Below are 2,754 nucleotides of genomic sequence, written 5' to 3' on the forward strand. Positions count from 1 at the left end.
GACGCCTCGCGGTGGGGCACGCTCAACGCGATGCTCGTTCTCCCGCGAGGCGGCGGGCCCAAGGCCGACCAGCCGATCGCACGCCCCCAGCACGAATACACCCCCGGGAGAAAGCGGGGGACACAGTCGCTATCGGAGAGCGGGCGGCGCGGTGAGAGACGTTCGCACGAAGACGCGCCCTTAGCCATTCGCGCTCGCTCTAGTGAGCGGGCGAGTATGACCGGCTGGTGGAAGGCATGCCGTGGGCACCGGCATGCCTCGGCAGGAGGCAGGGATGGCGTTCGAGCCGCCAGAGGGGGACGCGTGCGGCGCGGCGAGAGACATTCGCACGAACGGGCCGCCTTTAGCTATGCGCGCTCTCTCTGGTGGGCGAGGCGGGTCCGACTGGCTAGCGGAGGGCACGTCGTCGGCACCGGCACGCCCTCGGGAGAAGACAAGCGTGAGTGGCGTTCGAACGTGGCCGAGGATGCCCAGGAGCGGTTCCGTGGTTGGGGGTGCCGGGAACAAGTCCGGTTTGATTCCGCAACCCGACGCCCGATGTTGATCAGCTCGACGCTCGGAAGGGCGGCACGGTCAATCACCGTCTTGCCCGGTGGGGGTCGCAGGCGGCGCGGTAAGGGGCGTGCCCGCGGATGGACGCTCAAAGCGATGCTCGCTCGCGAGACGGCGAGTCCCGGCGGTGAGCGGATCACAGCCGCCGGCATCGGCACGCCTGGCGGCGCGCAAGCAGGTTTGTCGAGCGCTGGTCTACGAGCGCCGGTTGGGCGGGTCCGGCTGCCGAATGTGCATCTGGTCGGGCGTGAGTCTGCCGGGCGTGCCCCGTCTAGCGCCGGTGCAGAGCGCGGGCTCGCGGAGTGTTGCTGGCTGGTCCTGCCCAGGGGTGGCAGCCGGCGAGCCGAGGACACATCAACAGGACCCCTGGGAAGCGCGCAGGCGTATGCACATGGCACCCGGGCGGCCACACGGTCTCAGCGCGGGCGCAGAAAGCTCGGCACACAGCACAAGCAGGAGCTCACGCCCATCATCGCGTGGTGGTTTCACGTGAAACACTCGCTGGCCAAGACTCATCTCCAGACCGCACGGCCTCGTCCTCCATACCGGGGTTGCGCCCTCAAGGTCGCATCACCGAACGAACTCGCGGGCAGATCCAGAGGGCGGATCCCCTGGAGCCGGCGGCGGACCGAAGCATCGTCGAGAGCGGGGGCCACGACGACCCAGGCTCATCGAGCGCGACGGACGCTTCCCAGCGTCTTGTGCGGCGGCGGTCCATCTCCCGGGCAGTGGACGTGGGGACATGGCGCCCAATATGTTCCGGCGGAAGGGCTCCCATGAATTCGACCTTCAGGGAGGTCCGGTTGGATCGCGAAGAGATGTGGCGGCACATCAGGGAACAGCGTCTGGCCGTCGCGGAGGCCCTCACAAGCCTCAGTCCGGACGAGTGGGAGCGGCCCTCGCTGTGCGAGGGATGGCGTGTGCGTGACGTCGTCGCCCATGTCGGTCTCGCGCCGGAGATCACCTTGGGGACAGCAGTGCGCGAGCTGGCACGAGCGCGCGGGAGCTTCCACAGGCTCATCCGCGAGACGGCGATCGACCGTGCCGCCCTTCCGAACGGCGAGCTGATCAGCATTGTGCGTCGGGTCGCGGATTCACGGCGACTTGCTCCCGGCACCACGACCACGGAGCCATTGCTGGACATCCTCGTCCATGCTCAGGACATCTTCCTACCGCTCGGACGCGACTTCGCCATGCCGGAGCGTCCGGCCCTGGTTGCAGCCGACCGCATCTGGCAGATCCCCCCGCCTTTCGGCTTCGGCGCCAAGAAGCGGCTGCGCGGTCTCCGCGTATCGGCCACGGATGCATCGTGGTCGCGTGGTGACGGTCCCTCCATCTCCGGCCCGCTCAAGGCCATCGTCCTCCTCATCTCTGGACGTGATGCGGCAGCGCTCCCGTACCTCTCGGGAGAGGGCGTGAACGTTCTGATCGGCCGATCTAAGAACAAGGCGGCACCGCCCACAGCCACCGCCCCCAACGACCCGGGCACTGCGGCACGGCAGCCCGATAGTTGAGAACAAGCCCTCTCGCCAGACAGCGCAGAGATGGTCTCCGGCTCTCGGTACATGAGTGCGTGGCGGTTTCACGTGAAACACCCATCTGGCCAAGGTGCATCGCTCAGCCCGAGAGCGGGGCGCGGAGGCTGTTTCACGTGAAACCGGGACTCCGAAGATCGCGGTCCGCCCTAGACGTCGAGCCGGCGCATCCCCGTCTGCCGCTCGGTGCAGCAGGCCCGTGACTTGGCGGCGCGTCCACCCGTGGGCGCACCGTTCCGCCGATCCGCGACGCTGGGGCTGTCAAAGGAGGACGCGCTGCCGATGGCGTGTCGGCCGTCAAGCTCGCCGGCGATCTCCCGGCGGTCGGCTCCTCGTTGCGGCGGTTTCCATGCCCTGGGCCTCCACATCGACGCCCCCGCGCTCAGCCGCCTGGGTAAGCATGTGCGAATCGGTGTCTCGGCTGGCTGCGGATCCTCCTCGGGGAGGGACGCGCGGCGGGTCCACGGCTCACGATGCGCGCCCGGAAAGAGTTGAGAGAGCGCGCCTGCGCCCGTGGCTCGCGCCCTGAGTCCTCCGGACACCGCACGCTCCGTGCCGGGCCTCGCGCCACCCTCTACCACTGGGACATGCCGCAGGTGCTCCAGGATGGGGCGTCTGGCCATCCGCGTGGGTGGACGTGGGCGGCCTGGATCTGCTGGATGCGGAA

General features: G+C 68.8%; 1 protein-coding gene. It reads left to right on the forward strand.

Annotated features, from left to right (window positions below):
- Nucleotides 1-1,328 precede the first annotated feature (1,328 nt).
- Nucleotides 1,329-2,066 carry a maleylpyruvate isomerase family mycothiol-dependent enzyme gene (locus ACIWVC_RS32565; RefSeq protein ID WP_396455018.1) on the forward strand — a complete coding sequence of 246 codons (738 nt, stop codon included), beginning with the start codon at nt 1,329-1,331 and terminating at the stop codon, nt 2,064-2,066.
- The last annotated feature ends 688 nt before the right edge of the window (nt 2,067-2,754 follow it).

Origin of the sequence: Actinomadura sp. (genome assembly GCF_044508335.1) — a bacterium.
Lineage (GTDB): Bacteria > Actinomycetota > Actinomycetes > Streptosporangiales > Streptosporangiaceae > Spirillospora.

Coding starts and splice junctions, on each gene's coding strand:
- ACIWVC_RS32565 (WP_396455018.1), top strand. CDS start 1,329: ATGAATTCGACCTTCAGGGAGGTCCGGTTGGATCGCGAAGAGATGTGG.